13 protein-coding genes are annotated in these 18,326 nt (G+C 45.0%); 6 read left to right on the top strand and 7 right to left on the bottom strand.

The features are described from left to right. Positions 1–503 precede the first annotated feature (503 nt). A complete protein-coding gene (polA, locus tag AB4486_RS20045) occupies positions 504–3,302 on the top strand; it encodes a DNA polymerase I (RefSeq protein ID WP_372118379.1) in 2,799 nt (932 codons plus the stop codon). 507 nt (positions 3,303–3,809) lie between these two features. Here the strand turns inward: polA and AB4486_RS20040 are convergent. Together AB4486_RS20040 and yihA are read right to left on the bottom strand one after the other, a co-directional pair. Next, positions 3,810–4,409: a GTP-binding protein gene (locus AB4486_RS20040; RefSeq protein ID WP_372118376.1), complete on the bottom strand. Its 600-nt coding sequence runs from the start codon at positions 4,407–4,409 to the stop codon at positions 3,810–3,812. Positions 4,410–4,628: 219 nt separating this feature from the next. Next, positions 4,629–5,288: a ribosome biogenesis GTP-binding protein YihA/YsxC gene (gene yihA / locus AB4486_RS20035; RefSeq protein ID WP_017060162.1), complete on the bottom strand. Its 660-nt coding sequence runs from the start codon at positions 5,286–5,288 to the stop codon at positions 4,629–4,631. Between the two features lie 148 nt (positions 5,289–5,436). On the opposite strand from yihA, the gene AB4486_RS20030 reads away from it, so the two are divergent. The 5 genes from AB4486_RS20030 to hemN all read left to right on the top strand — a co-directional run bounded on the left by AB4486_RS20030 (position 5,437) and on the right by hemN (position 10,040). Next, positions 5,437–6,054, top strand: a complete 618-nt coding sequence (locus AB4486_RS20030; protein WP_012602993.1) for a cytochrome c — start codon at positions 5,437–5,439, stop codon at positions 6,052–6,054. A gap of 557 nt (positions 6,055–6,611) precedes the next feature. Beyond that, the gene (locus tag AB4486_RS20025) at positions 6,612–7,250 is read left to right on the top strand and encodes a class I SAM-dependent methyltransferase (protein WP_010433503.1); all 639 of its coding nucleotides are present in this window, start codon (positions 6,612–6,614) and stop codon (positions 7,248–7,250) included. Further along, complete coding sequence (gene yihI / locus AB4486_RS20020; RefSeq protein WP_017060163.1) at positions 7,250–7,807, top strand: Der GTPase-activating protein YihI; 558 nt, start codon at positions 7,250–7,252, stop codon at positions 7,805–7,807. The genes AB4486_RS20025 and yihI overlap by 1 nt, the downstream gene beginning before the upstream one ends. Before the next feature lie 6 nt (positions 7,808–7,813). Beyond that, positions 7,814–8,302: a DUF2489 domain-containing protein gene (locus tag AB4486_RS20015; RefSeq protein ID WP_017060164.1), complete on the top strand. Its 489-nt coding sequence runs from the start codon at positions 7,814–7,816 to the stop codon at positions 8,300–8,302. A gap of 346 nt (positions 8,303–8,648) precedes the next feature. After that, positions 8,649–10,040 carry an oxygen-independent coproporphyrinogen III oxidase gene (hemN, locus tag AB4486_RS20010; protein WP_372118373.1) on the top strand — a complete coding sequence of 464 codons (1,392 nt, stop codon included), beginning with the start codon at positions 8,649–8,651 and terminating at the stop codon, positions 10,038–10,040. A gap of 91 nt (positions 10,041–10,131) precedes the next feature. Here the strand turns inward: hemN and AB4486_RS20005 are convergent, their stop codons facing one another. The 5 genes from AB4486_RS20005 to glnA all read right to left on the bottom strand — a co-directional run bounded on the left by AB4486_RS20005 (position 10,132) and on the right by glnA (position 17,769). Continuing rightward, positions 10,132–12,696: an EAL domain-containing protein gene (locus tag AB4486_RS20005; protein ID WP_372118370.1), complete on the bottom strand. Its 2,565-nt coding sequence runs from the start codon at positions 12,694–12,696 to the stop codon at positions 10,132–10,134. Positions 12,697–12,804: 108 nt separating this feature from the next. Then, a complete protein-coding gene (gene glnG, locus AB4486_RS20000) occupies positions 12,805–14,208 on the bottom strand; it encodes a nitrogen regulation protein NR(I) (protein WP_017059224.1) in 1,404 nt (467 codons plus the stop codon). Positions 14,209–14,330: 122 nt separating this feature from the next. After that, positions 14,331–15,407 (bottom strand): nitrogen regulation protein NR(II), encoded by a 1,077-nt coding sequence (gene glnL / locus AB4486_RS19995; protein ID WP_019826501.1) that lies wholly within the window; start codon positions 15,405–15,407, stop codon positions 14,331–14,333. 168 nt (positions 15,408–15,575) lie between these two features. After that, a complete protein-coding gene (locus tag AB4486_RS19990; protein ID WP_017059222.1) occupies positions 15,576–16,145 on the bottom strand; it encodes a DUF4124 domain-containing protein in 570 nt (189 codons plus the stop codon). A 214-nt stretch (positions 16,146–16,359) separates the two neighbouring features. Beyond that, a complete protein-coding gene (gene glnA, locus AB4486_RS19985; RefSeq protein WP_017059221.1) occupies positions 16,360–17,769 on the bottom strand; it encodes a glutamate--ammonia ligase in 1,410 nt (469 codons plus the stop codon). Between the last annotated feature and the right edge of the window lie 557 nt (positions 17,770–18,326).

The raw sequence follows: 18,326 nt of genomic DNA, 5'->3' as shown, positions 1-18,326 counted from the left end.
AGTTCTTTTTGACACGACATTGCTCACATTGCTTCCAGTGTAATTTATAGCTTTTAGGTAAAGCTGTGGTATTCAATTTGAATGGCTTTACCGGTTTTTGCTAGGCGACATCTTCGGGTGTCGCTTTTTTTATACCTACCATTTCAACAAGATGCATATTTAGTGGCACGTATTTTTATGAATAAAACGCCATCAGCATTCTTTTCCACAACGCAAGATCGAGAAAAGATCGTTGATCATCTGTTCGATCTGTAAAATTATTCTTTATTTTCAGTTGTTTATTGGTGTTTTTTGAGTTGTTTACCGTAGTTCTCAACAGGGTGGATAAATAATATAAACAGAGTTATCCACAGAACGCTTGCGTCTAAGAACAAAAAATAACAACAAATCGATTATAACGAACACAACCGAGTGAACGGATACAGATCGACAACGTGGAATCCAACCAACAGACGTGGCATTCTTAACAGATAATTTCTGTACTTACTGGATACACAAACATTATGGCTCGTATTCCTGATAATCCATTGATTCTGATCGATGGCTCTTCTTACCTATATCGCGCGTTTCATGCTTACCCTGGCACCATGAGCAATGGTGATATCCCGACTAACGCGGTTTACGGTGTAGTTAACATGCTGCGCAGCATGATGCGTCAATTTGCTTCTGATCGTATTGCGGTTATTTTTGATGCAAAAGGAAAGACGTTCCGTGATGACATGTACCCAGAGTACAAGGCTAATCGTCCACCTATGCCGGATGATCTACGTTGTCAGATCGAACCTTTGCACAATGTGATTCGCGCAATGGGTCTACCACTTATCTCGATCCCAGGCGTTGAAGCGGATGATGTGATTGGTACGCTAGCTTCTCAAGCATCTAAAGCGGGCATGCCGGTTTTGATCAGTACTGGCGATAAAGATATGGCGCAGCTGGTTGATGACAACGTTACTTTGATCAACACCATGACCAACGTGGTTATGGATCGCGAAGGCGTGATAGAGAAGTTTGGCATCCCACCTGAGCTGATTATCGACTACCTTGCACTGATGGGCGATAAAGTGGATAACATTCCTGGCGTTCCAGGTGTTGGTGACAAAACAGCAACTGCTCTACTACAAGGCATTGGTAGCATCGAAAAGCTGTATCAAAACCTGGATGATATTGCCGCTCTTGGCTTCCGTGGTTCAAAAACCATGGCTAAGAAGCTGATTGATAATAAAGACAACGCTGAGATGTCTTACGAGCTTGCAACGATCAAACTGGACGTCGAGTTAGAAGAGACACCTGAGTCGCTTGTAAAAGCACAACCAAATACGGATGAGCTGATTAAGCTATACGGTCAACTGGTCTTCAAATCTTGGTTGAACGAGCTACTTGAAGGCGGCAGCGGTGTGGTTGAGGCGGATGAGAAGTCGGGTGCAGTGCGCAGCAGCACGGCATCAACCACTTCTACCGTAGAAATGAATACGTCTGCCGTGACGATTGATCGCAGCAACTACGAAACGATTTTAGATGAAGCGTCATTCAATGCTTGGTTAGAGAAACTCAAAGCCGCAGACGTGTTTGCCTTTGATACCGAGACTGACAGCCTAGATTACATGGTCGCTAACCTTGTGGGTCTATCATTCGCAACCGAGGAAGGCGTAGCCGCTTACGTGCCTGTCGCTCATGACTACCTAGACGCACCACAGCAACTGGATCGTGATTGGGTACTAGAACAGCTGAAACCGATTCTTGAAGATGATGCACAGGCTAAAGTGGGTCAAAACCTCAAGTACGATATGAGTGTTTTAGCGCGCTACGGTATCGAGATGAAAGGCATCAAGCATGACACCATGCTAGCGTCTTACGTTTTTAATAGCGTTGGCGGTAAACATGACATGGACAGCTTAGCGCTACGATTCTTACAGCACAGCTGCATCTCATTTGAGCAAATCGCAGGTAAAGGTAAGAAGCAGCTTACTTTCAACCAGATTGAGCTGGGTGAGGCGTCTCCATACGCTGCAGAAGATGCGGACGTCACGCTACGTCTTCATAACCGTTTAATGGAAAACATCGAGCAAGACGAAAAGCTAAAAGCGATTTATGAAGAGATCGAAGTACCACTGATTCCAGTGATGTCTCGTATTGAACGCACAGGTGTATTCATCGACGACATGTTGCTAGGCGCTCAATCGCAAGAGATTGCGGTTCGTCTTGATGAGCTAGAGCAGAAAGCTTACGAGATTGCAGAGCAAGAGTTCAACATGAACTCACCAAAACAGCTGCAAGCGATCCTTTTTGAAAAAATGGGCTTGCCTGTTATCAAGAAAACGCCATCAGGCGCACCTTCAACCAATGAAGAAGTGCTGCAAGAACTTGCGCTGGATTACCCGCTACCTAAGCTGATCATTGAGTATCGTGGTCTTGCGAAGCTGAAATCAACTTACACCGATAAGCTGCCGAAGATGATCAACGCTGAAACTGGTCGTGTTCATACGTCTTACCACCAAGCGGTAACGGCGACGGGTCGTTTGTCTTCTACTGATCCAAACCTACAGAACATCCCAATTCGTAATGATGAAGGTCGTCGTATCCGCCAAGCATTCGTTGCACAGCATGGTTGGAAGATTCTAGCGGTCGATTACTCTCAAATTGAATTGCGTATCATGGCGCACTTATCGGGTGACAAAGCGCTTCTGGAAGCATTCCAACAAGGTAAAGATATCCACGCAGCAACTGCGGCTGAGATCATCGGCGTTAATATTGAGGATGTAACGACGGAACAACGTCGTCGTGCTAAGGCCGTTAACTTCGGTCTTATCTACGGTATGAGTGCCTTTGGTTTGGCTAAGCAGCTAGGTATTCCTCGTGGCGAAGCACAGCACTACATGGATACTTACTTCGAGCGTTACCCTGGCGTAATGCAGTATATGGAAGACACGCGCAGTGCTGCTTCAGAGCAAGGCTTCGTTGAAACCATTTACGGTCGTCGACTGCACCTTCCTGAGATTCAATCTCGTAATGGCATGCGTCGTAAGGCTGCTGAACGCGCGGCGATCAACGCGCCAATGCAAGGCACAGCGGCTGACATCATTAAGAAAGCGATGTTGTTGGTGGATGAGTGGATTCAAGCGGAAGGCGATGGTCGTGTGAAACTGCTTATGCAGGTACACGATGAATTGGTGTTTGAAGTGGAAGAGTCATCTTTAGCCGAAATTGAAAGTAAAGTACAAGAATTGATGGAATCCGCTGCAGAGCTAGAAGTGCCGCTTGTCGCGGAAGCTGGCCACGGTGACAACTGGGATCAAGCCCACTAATCAGTTTTTGACCTTAATAAGCAAATTAGTATGAGCCAGTGCACAAACACTGGCTTTTTTTTGTCTCAAATAAAGTTAAGTCGTAACAAGAATTTAGGTGTTTTAATAAAACATTCATGAAAAAAAACTACAAAAGTTGTTTTCATTTCTGAGCAATTGTTGTACATTAAATCTCGTAGGGTACAGAGGTAAGATGTTCTATCTTTCAGACCTTTTGTTTCACGTTATTGGATTAGGCTGATTCAGCCGCCCCAGTCAGTATTTGACTGGGGCGTTTTTTCTTGTGCGAAAGAAAAATATTTCCACCCTGCAATTACCCCGTAAAACCTCTCATTTTTAGTGCCTTTTATTACACTTTCTCAAGCACAGTGATAAACCCCTGATTTGCCTTAGATCTGGAATTCGATCAGATTTTGGTAATTTAAATCCGTCTCTAAGTCGATTGTTTTATCACTTGAAATAACTTTTATTTTACAAGTTATCGATAAAGGATTGATGGCTCACGCCTTATTTATCAGTGTATTGAGTCGGTGAATGCTCAATGTAATCCATGATTTTCTGTTGTTTCTCGGTGCTATATTTCAGAGCTTCGGCGGTGATCTGGATGGATTGCGCCATCGAAGAGATATTGTTGGTCGCTTTTACCAAGGTTTGCTGCATTGGTTTCAGGATAAGCAGATAGATAGCGGTCAAAGCGATAATAATGACGGCGATAACGGCCGCCAGCGCAATGATGATCTTGGTCTGAATGTCATCCAACAGCACTTGGCTGGTTTGTTTAAAGGCGAGTCGAGATTGGTCTATGGCCTGTGGCAGTTGATTGAGGGATGTCTTGGTGGAGCTCGCAAGCTTATTGATGCTTTCAACGGTTTGATTGAGGGCTTGTTGTTGGTCGTCGCTTAGGTTGGGGTTGTTGACTATCGCCTGCAAAGATTGCGATATCACCTCAAGAGACTCACTCGCATCTTGGGCGTACTTTTCCATGCCATCTAGGTCTAAGGTCATATCGACATTGATCAGTGGGGCTTGTTCTTGTGCTGCTTCAGAGGCAAACCCTGTCAGTGAGACCAACATAAGTGCAATGATGGCCAATGGTGTTTTCCACATGAGTATTCCTTTCTCATTGTTCTGATTATTTAGATGTGTCTTTTAGTATGGTTCACTTCTATTGGTTTTAGTGGCTAAATCCGATTTTTAACACTAAAAACTTATGCTTAACTCACTCATTTTTGGGCAAAAAAAATACCCCACCTATATAAGGAGGGGCATTGATAAGGCTAAATCACGTGTTGTAAGTGCTCTAACCTATAGCGATAAGTAGAGGAACTACTCTGAGTCGTTGTGCTCTTCGTCTGCTAACTCATCAATGATTTGATCAGCAAGCGCAGGCGCAAACCACTCATCCATCTTGGCACGCAGTTGGTCAACGCCGATGCCCTTCATTGAAGAGAAGACATCAACCGCAACATCACCACCGAAAGATTTCGCATCGTTACGGATTTTTAGTAGCTGAGCTTTACGCGCACCACTTTTCAGTTTGTCTGCTTTTGTTAACAAAACCTGTACTGGGATGCGGCTATCGATAGCCCAGTAGATCATTTGTTGGTCAAGGTCTTTCATTGGGTGACGGATATCCATCAATACCACTAAACCTTTCAGGCTTTCACGTCGTTGTAGGTATTCACCTAGCGACTTCTGCCATTTTTTCTTCATCTCAAGTGGTACTTGAGCAAAGCCATATCCAGGTAAATCGACGATATGACAACCGTCCGTTACCTTAAATAGGTTGATTAGCTGAGTTCGACCGGGTGTTTTACTGGTTTTCGCCAAGCTTTTTTGGTTTGTAACGCGATTTAGCGCGCTAGATTTACCAGCATTGGAGCGTCCTGCAAACGCAATTTCGATCCCTTCGTCTTCTGGTAAATGACGAATATCAGGTGCACTGGTAATGAAATGCGTGTTTTGATAATGAATTTTTACGCTCACTGTTAACTCCATCTCGACTTTGTGTAGTCGATTGATTACTTTTTTGTGAATTTGTGTAAAATAACCGTGCTCGGCATAAGGTCGCCTATTGTACCATGAGTGGCAACATAGAGTGGTACTGGAAGCTTGATAATTATAATGGAATGTCATGAAGAAATTAGCGCTAATTTTGAGTCTTTTAGCCAGCTGCTCAGTATGGGCTCAAGGTAGTATTGAAGCTGGTAAAGCCAAATCACAAACATGTGTTGCCTGCCACGGTGCTGACGGCAACAGTCTGATCACTCAGTACCCTAAGCTGGCCGGTCAACATGAGAAGTATCTAGAGAAGCAGTTAAAAGAGCTTAAGCTAGGTATGACAAGTGGTGGTAAGCAAGGTCGTTACGAACCTGTAATGGGTGCAATGGCGATGCCTTTATCTGAAGAAGATATGGCTGACCTAGCGGCATACTACGCCTCTCTACCTATCTCTAGTAACTCTACTCCTGAAAATGTAGTAGATGAAGGTAAGGTTCTTTACACAGCGGGTAACGCAGAACGCGGCGTAACGGCGTGTATTGCTTGTCATGGCCCTCGTGGTAATGGTACCGAACTTTCTGGTTTCCCTAAGATTTCAGGTCAGCACGCAGATTACATCAAGGCTCAACTTGAAAAATTCCGCGATGGTGACCGTAATAACGACATGAATGCGATGATGCGTGATGTAGCTAAAAAGTTAACAGACGCTGATATTGATACCTTATCGAAGTACGTTGGTGGTTTACACTAATTTGTCGGTTTCTTGCTCTTAGCCAGAGTAAAGGAATGTACGTTCGAGCGAGATTGAAGAGACGCCCCGATCAGTAATGGTCGGGGCGTTTTCTTTTGTATTGGTTTTATTAATGCGTTTTGTGTTTATGTCTGATTTATCAATGTGTGATCGATTTGTGTACAAAAGTGTGAAGTCGCACTCTTGTAGTCTTTTTGTAACACGGTAAAGTAACCGCCATCAGCTAGGAGCTGACTTAGATATGGATGATCATCTAGTCTAACGGTATAGACAGAAATGGATCAGGCTAGGACAGCCCAGCAACAAGGTGTTAGAAAAGGATAGCCAAAACTCATCAGGACGATGAACAACAAACAAATTTGGCATGGAAAGCACCAATAACAAATGGAGATTTGTGTACCAAGTTGAGTATGCAAATTTTGGCCGATATAGGCAGATTTAGAGAGCGATAGGTTTTCCTATCGCTTTTTTTATTGATTTGATGAAAAAACACCCAATACCTCTCCACTATAAACTCAGTTTCTGGTATGTTTCGCATCCCTGTTTAAGGATGTGCTATGTATACTTGTCCCTTATGCCATCACCAAGGCGTGAATCACTATTTTGAAGACAAACGCAGAGCCTATCTGCAGTGTCAGCAATGTGAACTGGTATTTGTTAAACCTGAACAAAGGTTAGAAGCAAAAGAAGAAAAAGCACACTATGATCTCCATGAGAACGATCCTAGTGATGCAGGCTATCGCCGCTTTTTATCTCGCATCGCGGATCCACTAACAGACAAAATTTCATCTAACTCACACGGGTTGGATTTTGGTTGTGGCCCAGGCCCTACGCTATCTATTATGTTAGAAGAAGCCGGACACACCATGGAGTTGTACGATATCTATTACCACCCAGAACCCTCTGTGTTGGAAAAAACGTATGACTTTATGACTGCCACGGAGGTGATAGAGCATCTTTATCACCCAGACAAAGTGTGGCAGCAATGGTTGAATTTAGTTAAACCCAAGGGCTGGATTGGTCTTATGACTAAACTAGTAATAGACGTAGACGCGTTTGCTGGTTGGCACTACAAGAATGACCCGACACATGTCGTCTTCTTTAGTCGTCAAACATTCCAGTTTTTGGCAGAGCGGGATAAGCTCGAACTAGAATTTTTTGGAAATGATGTAATTTTACTGAGGAAAGTGCAGTAATGGGTCGTAGTAAGAAATCAAGAAAGCCGGGAGCACTTGGCGCTCCGGAGCCTATGGTTACTCGTAACCGTAGTGAATCTGATGTTGAAGGTCGTGAACGTAAGCGTGTTAAAAAGCGTAAAGGCCTTAAGTCTGGCAGCCGTCACTCAGATGGTAGCGAAGCAAAACAGCGTAAAGCTGCACAAGCTCGTGATCCACGTTTAGGCAGCAAGAAAAAAATTCCGCTGATCGTTGAACCAGCGAAGAAGCCGACTAAACAAGAGCGCAAGCTATCTAACGAACAAGAGTTAGAGATGCTTGAGAATGACGCTCAACTGAACACACTCCTAGATCGTATCGAAAATGGTGAAAACCTAGGTGCTGGTCTACAGAAGTTTGTTGATGAGAAACTTGATCGTATCGAACACCTAATGGGCCGCTTAGGTCTACTAGAGCCAGAAGACGATGAAGAAGAGATCTTCGAAGAAGCACCGGTTGCCTCTAAGAAGAAAGCGAGCTCTGACGAAGACTTGCTATCTCAATTCGAAGATTTCGATTTAGACAGCTTTAAAGGTTAATAGCCAGTGAACGTAACCTTATTAGCAATTGCTGGTGGAATTATCATTCTCGGCTTGGGCTCTTACGCAGGTTACCTTCTACTTCAAGTGAAGAAGCAGACGGAGTTGCAAAAGCAGCATCAAGCACTAGCCATTGAAAAACGCAACGCGACGATTTACGAAAACGTAAATACTTTGTGCTTAGCGGGCATTCAAGGGCAATGTGACTTACCTGAGATCAGTATCCGAGTGTGTATCATTATGGATAATGTTCAGGGTGATGAGCGTGTCGATTTTGATTCTGAGTATCCTGCTCTTTCTGAGCTGTACCATATCGTAAAAGATATGGCTCGCGGAGAGGCAAGACAGGAACTGACGAAGAAAGAGCGCATGCAGCAGAATCTCACGCGCCATAAGGCAGAGACTCGCTTGAATGATGCGGTCATTGAAGATCTGAAAAGGTTGCAAGAGAAGGTTAAACCTCTCAACAACCAAATCAACATTCAGATGATCTAGTCGCTAAGACTATTTAAAATAGAGGCTTGTTTAACATTCCGTTTTTAGACGCGCTGCTTTTAATACCTATGCATTTAAGACTTTTCATCTTAAATGCATCTTGTTTTTAAGTCGCCTTATCTTTTAATAGACAATGTTAAATGAGCCTTCTTACCTTTTGCGTCTCGTTAATCCCGACGCTTTGTTAGTGATCAAGCTAGCAGTTCTGAGTTTTTGTCTGAAAAATTGATTTTGTCTTGGAACGACCTTACTGGTCGTGTGGCAAAATAACCCGTCTATATTTTAATGTATGTAAAATGATTTGAGAGACCTTAGGTTCTCGCGGATCTAAATTGGAAATACCGCTATGTCGAGCAAGCCAGTAACAACGAATCAGCAAATCGTTTGGGATCAAGAGATCTTAAACAAGTACAACTATTCGGGACCTCGTTACACTTCATATCCAACAGCGTTGGAGTTTCATGAAGCGTTTACCGTCGCTGATTACGACATGGCGTGTACTCAGTACCCTGAGCGTCCACTCTCTCTTTACGTGCATATCCCGTTCTGTCATAAGCTTTGTTACTACTGTGGTTGTAATAAAGTCATTACTCGTCACTCGCATAAAGCGGATGAGTACTTAGATGTGATTGAACATGAAATCCGCCAGCGCGCCTCTTTGTTGAATGGCCGTGAAGTGACGCAATTGCACTTCGGTGGTGGTACGCCAACGTTCTTGACCAAAACACAAATTACTCGCTTGATGATGATTCTGCGTGAGGAATTTAATTTCACTGCTGACGCTGAAATCAGTATTGAAGTTGACCCGCGTGAGATTGAGCTAGACGTACTTGACCACCTGCGTAACGAAGGCTTCAACCGCCTGAGCATTGGTGTGCAAGACTTCAATAAAGAAGTGCAGAAACTGGTTAACCGTGAGCAAGATGAAGAGTTCATCATTGCGATGGTTAAACGTGCGAAAGAGCTAGGCTTCCGTTCAACCAACCTTGATTTGATCTACGGCCTACCAAAGCAGACTCAAGCTTTGTTCGCTGAAACATTGAAGCAAGTGTTAGAAATGAAGCCGGGCCGTTTATCGGTATTTAACTACGCACACATGCCTCAGCTGTTTGCGGCGCAGCGTAAGATTAAAGACGAAGATCTACCTGAAGCGAAAGAGAAAATGGCTATCTTGCAAGATACCATCGAGACGCTAACGGGAGCGGGTTACCAGTTCATTGGTATGGATCACTTCGCACTACCTGAAGATGAGCTAGCCGTAGCACAGCGTGAAGGTATTCTGCATCGTAACTTCCAAGGCTACACCACCCAAGGTGAAGCTGACTTAATTGGTTTCGGTGTTTCTGCGATTTCTATGGTTGGTGATGCTTACGCACAAAATCAGAAAGAGCTGAAGAAGTACTACGCTCAGGTGAATGACCTGCGTCATGCACTTTGGAAAGGTGTTGCTCTAGACAGTGATGACCTAGTGCGTCGTGAGGTCATTAAACAGCTTATCTGTAACTTTAAGCTTGATAAAACCATGATCGAGTCTGAGTTTTCTGTAGACTTTAATGGTTACTTCAAAGAAGACTTAGGGCTACTGCAAACCTTCATCAATGATGAGTTGGTTGAAGTGGATGACAAAGAAATCCGCGTGACTTTGCGTGGCCGTTTGCTGATTCGTAACATCTGTATGTGTTTCGATAAATACCTACGTGCTAAGGCTCGTCAACAGCAGTTCTCTCGTGTGATTTAATCGCTCGATTGAGAATAGAAACATAAAAAATGCCAGCATTATGCTGGCATTTTTGTATCTGTGTCTTGCTAACGGAAGACTTTCTACCTGACTAGGTGACACCCTTTTTGGTGCTTTGTTTGGTGTTAGTCAGGTCGGTTGGCCACTGATCAAACGGAACTGGACGACTGTATAAGAACCCTTGAGCCAGTGGGCATTTTAGTTGCTTGAGGAGTTCTGCCTGTTGCTGTGTTTCAACGCCTTCTGCCACTAAGCTCACTTTGAAACCTTTGGTGATGTTAACGATGGCCGCGACGATCGAGCTGTCTAGGTTCTCTTTTTCGAGCTTGCTGACGAAGCTGCGATCGATCTTCAGGCAATCAAATGGCAGTTTGTGTAAATAAGCCAGTGACGAATAGCCGGTACCAAAGTCATCAATTGCAATCGAGATGCCTAATGCTTTTAGCGTCAGCATGTTATCGATGATGGCTGGGTCATTGTCGACGATGCGTGACTCAGTGATCTCAAGTGTTAGGTTGCTTGCTGGTAGCTTGGTGTCACGTAGCGTGCCTTTTACTTGTTCAACAAAGCCACTTTCACTCAGTTGATCGACCGACAGGTTGACGTGAATAGAGAAGTCCTTGCTCCATTTTCCTGACTCAATCGCGATGGCAGTATCTCGACACGACTTATGTAGAATTTGCTTGCCGATATCGTAAATCAGCCCGCTCTCTTCAGCGAGAGGAATGAATTCAAGTGGTGAAATTACGCCTTCATCGGCTATCCAGCGTGCTAGAGCTTCAGCCCCAATGGTCGAGCCAGATTCCAGATCAATAATAGGTTGATAAAACGGTTCGAACTGTTGAAGTTCAATCGCTCGGTTCATCCGCGCCAGCATCTTAGTGCGATGTCTTGATGCTTTACCCATCTCAGGGCTGTAAATGCTGACACTAGCTTTGTCTTGTTTTGCGTTGCTCAAAGCAATGCTACTACTACGCAGCAATAGCGCAATGTCGTGGACGTTAGATACACCGACGACGCCCATCGATACCTTAATAACGACACTTTCTGATTCCATTGAAAATGGGGAAGCAAAGGTTTGAAGCAGGCGATTCGTCAGTAGTTGAGCTTCCTCGCTTTGGATGACGTTCGGGGCGTAAATGGCGAATTCATCACCGCCAGTGCGAGCTAATAGGTACTCGGATGGCAATGTGCCTCTTAAACGAGCGGCCGCAATGATAAGCAATTGGTCACCATTGTAATGACCAAGGCTGTCATTGATGTCTCGGAAGCGATCAATACCCACTAAATAAAGTGTGCCTTTTTCGTTTGCTGGGTTTTTCTTGGCAGCGTCGATAAAGCCTTCGCGGCTGTATAGTTTGGTTAATGAGTCATAGGTAAGCTGAGACTGTAATGCTTGAAAGGAAGCCTTTAAGTTGTTGGCCATTTCATTGAATGACTCCACCAACATGCTGGTTTCATAGATATGCCCTGTCTTTGGCATACTTGTGTCCCAATCGCCTTTAGCAAGACGCTTTGCCGCATCCGCTGTTGAGGTGATGGGTTGGGTTACGCGATTAAAGGCAATTAACCCAGCAATGACACCAATGCAACTCAGCGCTAGCCCGAGCAACCAACTGTTTCTTTGGTTTTCAGGTAGTTCACCGAGTAGGTTGCTTTCAGGGATCGACATACCAATAAACCAAGTGATGCCGTGCTCATCTTCATAAGGGGTGATCTGGTTGAAGTATCGTTCGTTGTCTAGGCGAAAGCTAAAGCGCTGCACGCCCAAATTATCGATTAGGTGAAATTGGTCTACGTAGCTCGCACTTTCACGTATTACCGGGTTAGCACTCTCTGATGCCAGTAAGCGTTGGCCCTTATTGGTTTTCCCTGTTCCCCAAGAGACCACGCTACCTCCGCCCGAGTGCGCGACCAAGCGTTGCTGCTTATCGATGATGTAAACAGAGGCATCCGTTCTATCTTTGAGCTTTCTGAGAAACGCATTGAAGGTATTGATTTTGATGTCGCTGACTACGACGGCTTTGAATTCATTATCATCATAGATAGGCGCTAGAGCAGATAAGGTGATTTCTTGACGTTCGTCAGCATTGGCATAAATTGGTGACCATAACGGTTTTTTCTGTGTCGCAATGGGTGTGTACCAAGGACGGATTCTAGGATCGTAACCTGAAATCACCGATCGAATGTCTTCACTAATTTTGCTGCCACGGTAAATGACCAGCTGATCATTGGTGCGTTCGTCTTGCACCATCAAGGTGTAGCCTTTGTTGGCTTCTTTGCGGAAACCGACGTAGTTACCATCTTCAGAACCAAAGCCGATCGCATCGAGTTGAGGTACAGCAGTGTAATGGTCTGAAAACGTATAAAAAATATAGTCTTGGACCTTACTAAGATTGCCTGCTTGATAAAGATGGTGGTAGCCGATGTTATGGCTGAGCGAGAGGTTGGCGTGAAATGGCTTTTCTAAAAAATTAGACAGGCTTTGATGAACATTGTCAGTCAGTGATGTCAGCTGGCGTGCACTAACATCACTCACCATCTCTTTGTAGCTTAGCTTTTGAGTGAAAACCATTACACCCATAGTGAACAGAAAAATCATCACGAATGGCAGAACCACTGCGGTTCTCAAAGTAATTTGTGTTTTCAAAGACATCTTTAGCTACAACTTTGGTGAATAGTGTACTGTAATTGTACCGACACTATTCAAACCAAGCGACACTTTTTTGGTTAAAAAGTAGCTGCATCGAGAATCATATAAGGTCTAGTACAGTTCTTTGAGTTTACGAGTTAGGGTGTTTCTTCCCCATCCCAAAACCTTAGCTGCATCCTGTTTATGACCATTAGTGTGGTGGAGTGCAGCCTCGAGCAGTATACGTTCAAACTCTGGTAGAGCGTAAGTGAGCAGCTCTTTTTCTCCTGAATCAAGCGCACATTTCGCCCAATTAGCCAGCAGTTGTTGCCAGTTGTCTCCTGTCCCTGAGGTCGTCACCACTTTTTCTTCCAACAATTCCGGTGGTAGATCGGAAGGCAGTATCTCGCTGCCGCTAGCCATCACCGTTAACCAACGACAAATATTCTCAAGCTGACGTACGTTACCAGGCCAATTGAGCTGGTTGAGCTTCAAAATGGTCTCAGGATGCAGTGTCTTCACTTCAACACCGAGCTCTTCGGCGGCGGATGCTAGGAAGTGATGAGTCAGCTTTTCAATGTCTTGTTTACGTTCGCGAAGTGCCGGGATATGGATTCGGATAACGTTGAGTCGGTGGAAAAGGTCTTCACGGAAGTCGCCTTCATGCACTAAGCGCTCAAGATCTTGGTGGGTTGCGGCAACGATACGAACGTCTACCTTAACTGCAGAGTGACCGCCGACACGATAGAACTGACCATCAGAAAGTACACGCAACAAGCGAGTTTGGATATCGAGTGGCATGTCACCGATCTCATCCAGAAATAGGGTGCCGCCGTTGGCTTGTTCAAAGCGTCCTTGGCGAACGCTGTTAGCACCGGTAAAGGCACCTTTTTCGTGGCCAAACAGTTCAGACTCGATCAGATCTTTGGGGATTGCTGCCATGTTCAAGGCAATGAAGGGCTTCTTAGCTCTTGGGCTGTGACGATGCAGAGCGTGAGCGACCAATTCTTTACCGGTACCCGATTCACCATTGATCAGCACGGATATGGATGAGCGAGACAAACGGCCAATCGCTCGGAAAACCTCCTGCATTGCCGGTGCTTCACCGATGATTTCTGGCGCGTTGGTGTCTTCGGCTACTTCGCTGGCTTGTTCTCGTTTTTGCTCTTGGCTATGTGCGATGGCTCGCTCTACTAGAGTCAGTGTCTCATCAATATCAAACGGCTTAGGCAGATACTCAAAAGCCCCTTTTTGATAAGCGTTCACCGCTGCATCGAGGTCTGAGTGCGCGGTCATAATGATCACTGGCAGGTCGGGAGAGCGCTGGTGAACTTGGTGTAACAGCTCAATCCCGTCAATGCCAGGCATGCGAATGTCGGACACCAAAACGTCTGGTGTCTCGCGCTCAAGAGCAAGCAATACGCTCTCAGCATCAGCAAATGTTTCACACTTTATATCCGCAGATGACAGTGTTTTCTCTACGACCCAGCGTATAGAACTGTCGTCATCGACGACCCAAACGTATCCCTTACTCATAATTCAATTCCTTTGCAGCCAAATCTATTGTGATAATCATTGTTGTTTTTATGATGTCTTTAATTTTTGTGTTACCGAGTTAAGCCTTTCGTCTCGCTGTCGAATCGCGAGGTTCTGTTGACCTAAATGGGTAGGTAAATCGTGAATGTGGTGTTACCCGGCCAGCTTTCAACATCAATTTTCCCATTGTGTTGATCGATCAGGTTTTGAGAAATCGATAGCCCCAGCCCTGTTCCACCTTCTCGTCCGCTGACCATTGGGTAAAACAGCGTGTCTTTTAAATCATCGGGGATGCCCGGACCGTTATCGCTGATCTCAATACGAGCTGCGAGTTTGTGTCGCTGCCCGTGAATATTTGCTTGATGCACCGTTCTGGTGCGAATGGTGATTTTGCCAGAATCTTGAGTCTTTAGAATCTGCGCTGCATTGCTCACGATATTGAGCATCGCTTGTTCAACCTGTGCCGAATCCATCAAGATGTCCGGTAGGCTCGGGTCGTAATCCCTTTCGATGGCGAGCGTTGAACCCGATTCGAGCTCTACGAGCTGCCTGACTTTCTCAAGTATCTGGTGAAGGTTCTCTTCTGATTTAGTCCCCGGCTTCTGTGGGCCAAGCAGACGGTCGACTAATGCTCTTAAGCGGTCGGCTTGCTCAATAATGATCTGCGTATATTCATTAAGAGACTGATCAGGAAGCATTTTCCCAAGTAACTGCGCCGCACCTCTTAAGCCACCGAGTGGATTTTTGATCTCATGTGCTAACCCGCGTACCAGCAACTTAGCCGCTTGTTGTTGTGCATGTTGGTTGAGCTCTTGGCTAAGGCGTCTTTGCTGGTCTATCTTGCGCATCTCAACCAATAACAGCGTCTCTCGCTGCCAAGATATTGGGCTAACCGTGACTTCAAGCATCAGTGGGCGGTTATCAACAACGAAGGTAACGTCACTGTCGGTAATGCTCTGGCCACTTTGTAGCGGTTGTGTCAACAGTGCCAAATCAAGTGAAGCGTGTTGGATAAGTTGGCTCAGTGGATGATCAACGATGCGTCGTGCGCTCTGTGAAAAGAGCTGCTCAGCGGCCGGATTGGCGTATCGGACATACAATTGCTCATCGAGCATCAATGTCGAAGTCACCATATTGTCGAGAATGGCGCTGGAAAGATGATGTGTATCTATGCTGTCGCTTTTGGCTGATCGATTCACTATTTCGTCCTTGAACTGGTGTTTTTCTCACTGCACCAAATTGGTGCGTGGCTAAGTTCAAGTATGGCGCATATCAACCAGAAGCTAAAGATAATTCATTAGAGTCGCTGAAAGCTGCTTCGATTAGGTGAAAAGTAGAGGTTATTTGGCCTCTTTTAACACATTGGCCTACTTGAGCGTCGCTCGATGTAAATACACGGTGACTGGACTAGTAGATGCAATAAGCTTGCCGCTTCTATGTGCTTGAATTGCAATGGTGTGAGTACCTCGATCGATACCTTTTAATTCCCAAATAGGCTGGGTCTGTGGGGCGCCATATCGACGGCCATCAAGCATCAATTGTAATTGCTCACCTATACCAAGCTTTCGGTTGAGTTCTATCTGAATCGGGATTAAGCCGCGATTACTACGAATGGTTTGATCATGAACTGGAGTCAACATGGTGAGGGCTAATTGAGTAGGAACCTCGCGCTTTGTGGTTTCGGTTTCTGCCTGAGTTTTGGCTGGCGTTGCCGTTTTAGTTGTAGAGGAAGCAGCAGCGTCAACCGGAGTTGAGGCCTCAAATTTAGGGGCGGGTGCTGAAGCTTGCACATCTGGCAGGCGAAGAGCCTCGGCATCTTGAGCGCTAGGGTTATCACTAAAGTGGAGCACGCCATCTTCATCTATCCAGGTATACACCGTTTGAGCAGAGCACGAGAGCGCGACTGTTAACCCGATTAGGAACAGTATGTTTTTCATATCTTTAGCCTCTTTTCACCGCTAGGTGATTTCACGTTTGGCGTTGGTTTTATTGTATTTAGCGCGACAGCCTCTGAGGGCTTTTGTCTAAGGTATGGTACGAGGAAGCGGGGGGAGGGAGAATATAAAAAAGGCCCGCCTGCGAGGCGAGCCTAATATTTAGTCAGCGATTCTTACAAGGTTGCAGTAAGAAATGGCTTATCTCTACAGGAGATTAAACTGAGTAGTACAGTTCAAACTCAAGTGGGTGTGTAGCCATGTTCACGCGTTGTACGTCGTCAGATTTCAGAGTGATGTAAGAATCGATGAAATCGTCAGAGAATACGCCGCCAGCTGTTAGGAACTCACGGTCTTCGCTAAGCGCTGCTAGAGCTTCTTGTAGAGATTCTGCAACTGTTGGGATTTCAGCTGCTTCTTCTGCAGGAAGGTCGTATAGATCTTTATCCATAGCTTCGCCTGGGTGAATCTTGTTCTTGATGCCGTCAAGGCCAGCCATAAGCATTGCTGAGTAGCATAGGTATGGGTTAGCTGCTGGGTCACCAAAACGTAGCTCGATACGACGTGCTTTAGGGCTTGGTACTACTGGGATACGGATAGAAGCAGAACGGTTACGTGCTGAGTAAGCAAGCATTACAGGTGCTTCGAAACCAGGTACAAGACGCTTGTACGAGTTAGTTGATGGGTTAGCAAACGCGTTGATTGCACGAGCGTGCTTGATTACACCACCGATGTAGTAAAGAGCCATTTCAGATAGGCCGCCGTACTTATCACCAGCAAACAGGTTAACGCCGTCTTTTGCTAGAGATTGGTGAACGTGCATACCAGAACCGTTGTCACCAACTAGTGGCTTAGGCATGAATGTCGCTGTTTTACCAAATGCGTGAGCAACGTTGTGTACAACGTACTTGTAGATTTGAGTTTCATCAGCTTTCGCTGTTAGCGTGTTGAAGCGAGTAGCGATTTCGTTTTGACCCGCAGTTGCTACTTCATGGTGGTGAGCTTCAACAACTAGGCCCATCTCTTCCATTACTAGACACATTGCTGAACGGATGTCTTGAGATGAATCTACTGGAGCTACTGGGAAGTAACCGCCTTTAACGCCAGGACGGTGACCTTTGTTACCGCCTTCGAAGTCAGAACCTGTGTTCCAAGCTGCTTCTACGTCATCGATCTTGAAGAAAGAACCAGACATGTCGTTTGAGAACTTAACGTCGTCAAATAGGAAGAATTCTGGCTCTGGACCAACTAGAACTGTGTCTGCGATACCTGTAGAACGTAGGTACTCTTCAGAACGTTTAGCGATAGAGCGTGGGTCACGGTCGTAGCCTTGCATTGTTGCAGGCTCAAGGATGTCACAACGGATGTTTAGTGTTGCGTCTTCTGTGAATGGGTCCAGTACAGCAGATGCTGCGTCTGGCATCATTACCATGTCAGATTCGTTAATGCCTTTCCAACCAGCTACTGAAGAGCCGTCAAACATTTTGCCTTCTTCGAAGAAGTCTGCATCAACTTGGTGAGAAGGAATAGAGATATGCTGCTCTTTACCTTTTGTATCAGTAAAACGTAAGTCGATAAATTTAACTTCGTTCTCTTGGATCAGGGATAGTACATTTTCTACTGACATCTTGGATAACCTCCAGTGTTATTAATTCGGTATTAGCTCGATTCGGTTGAAACTAGCATTGATTAATGTCTATAAGTGCATTAATCGATGCTGATTTATCTACTGCCAAAAACGTGCCAAAAAAATTATTCCATTAATTTCAATGATTTACTTGTTTTGCGATTTTTCTTAATCTGGTTTTTGCACCAAAATGATCTCTAGTTGCACTTTATTGGTGCAACTGTTTGTCTGTGCACCAATATGAGACATAAGCGAGCACCATTCAGCAATGAATTGCCTAAGTTGTCAATCCACTTTTGTTATTTTGCGGGAGATTTGGCTCGCCACTCGTAGGTGATACTTTTTTAGAGTCCTACGAATTTGGCTGCTCAACACTGTACTGAATCAAAGTTAAGCGGATATGAATCGCTAATAAAGAAAAAAGCCCCGGTTCAGATCACATATTTCTGGGTTTTTGTCTAGAATCTGGTATATTATTGACCGTTTTTTAAATCAAGCTAGCGGTTATTATCCAAACTTTTGAGATAAGTGACGGCTACTTTTATGAGTGAATCGAG

It is taken from the genome of Vibrio sp. 10N.222.55.C6, from assembly GCF_041473395.1.
GTDB classification, from domain to species: domain Bacteria; phylum Pseudomonadota; class Gammaproteobacteria; order Enterobacterales; family Vibrionaceae; genus Vibrio; species Vibrio crassostreae_C.
The sequence above is the reverse complement of the archived record's forward strand: the minus strand, read 5'-3'. Positions and strand labels throughout refer to the sequence as shown.

What these genes read in the sequence shown, in the direction of transcription:
- polA (WP_372118379.1), top strand. Translation starts at nt 504, where the DNA reads ATGGCTCGTATTCCTGATAATCCATTGATTCTGATCGATGGCTCTTCT.
- AB4486_RS20040 (WP_372118376.1), bottom strand. Translation starts at nt 4,409, where the DNA reads ATGTGGAAAACACCATTGGCCATCATTGCACTTATGTTGGTCTCACTG.
- AB4486_RS20030 (WP_012602993.1), top strand. Translation starts at nt 5,437, where the DNA reads ATGAAGAAATTAGCGCTAATTTTGAGTCTTTTAGCCAGCTGCTCAGTA.
- AB4486_RS20025 (WP_010433503.1), top strand. Translation starts at nt 6,612, where the DNA reads ATGTATACTTGTCCCTTATGCCATCACCAAGGCGTGAATCACTATTTT.
- yihI (WP_017060163.1), top strand. Translation starts at nt 7,250, where the DNA reads ATGGGTCGTAGTAAGAAATCAAGAAAGCCGGGAGCACTTGGCGCTCCG.
- hemN (WP_372118373.1), top strand. Translation starts at nt 8,649, where the DNA reads ATGTCGAGCAAGCCAGTAACAACGAATCAGCAAATCGTTTGGGATCAA.
- AB4486_RS20005 (WP_372118370.1), bottom strand. Translation starts at nt 12,696, where the DNA reads ATGTCTTTGAAAACACAAATTACTTTGAGAACCGCAGTGGTTCTGCCA.
- glnG (WP_017059224.1), bottom strand. Translation starts at nt 14,208, where the DNA reads ATGAGTAAGGGATACGTTTGGGTCGTCGATGACGACAGTTCTATACGC.
- AB4486_RS19990 (WP_017059222.1), bottom strand. Translation starts at nt 16,145, where the DNA reads ATGAAAAACATACTGTTCCTAATCGGGTTAACAGTCGCGCTCTCGTGC.
- glnA (WP_017059221.1), bottom strand. Translation starts at nt 17,769, where the DNA reads ATGTCAGTAGAAAATGTACTATCCCTGATCCAAGAGAACGAAGTTAAA.